Source organism: Frigoribacterium sp. Leaf44, from assembly GCF_001421865.1.
Taxonomy (GTDB): domain Bacteria; phylum Actinomycetota; class Actinomycetes; order Actinomycetales; family Microbacteriaceae; genus Frigoribacterium.
Genome location: NZ_LMLG01000006.1, coordinates 398,913 through 399,418, shown reverse-complemented (window position 1 = coordinate 399,418; position 506 = coordinate 398,913). Strand labels below are relative to the sequence as shown.

The following is a 506-nucleotide window of genomic DNA, read 5'->3' as shown; positions in this document are numbered from 1 at the left end:
CCCCGCCGTGATCGGTTGGCAGGTCGACAACGAGCCCGGCAACGAGCGCCCGCGCAACGACCAGGTCTTCGACCGCTTCGTGGCCTGGCTGCAGCGCAAGTACGGCACGGTCGAGCGCCTGAACGACGAATGGGGCCTGGTCTACTGGTCGCACCGGCTGACCGAGTGGTCGCAGCTCTGGCGTCCCGACGGCAACGTGCAGCCGCAGTACGACCTCGAGTGGCGGCGCTTCCAGGGCGAGCTGGCCGACGAGCTGATCGCCTGGCAGGCCGCCGTCGTCCGCGAGTACGCCCGCGACGACCAGTTCGTCACCACCTGCATCTCGTACTCGCGCCCTCAGGTCGCCGACGAGCGACTCGTCGAGAGCCTCGACGTCACCGCCGGCAACCCGTACTACAAGATGCAGGACGGCCTGACGCTCGGCGTCGAGGTGCCCCGCGAGGCCGGCTGGTGGCACACCGGCGTCTGGGCCCTGCAGCAGTGGGGCGACCGGGCGTTCTCGTCGG

1 protein-coding gene is annotated in these 506 nt (G+C 70.4%); it reads left to right on the top strand.

Annotated elements, in window-relative coordinates:
• Nucleotides 1–506, top strand: a 506-nt coding sequence (locus ASE87_RS16750) for a beta-galactosidase (RefSeq protein ID WP_235472271.1), incomplete at both ends; no start/stop codon positions are given.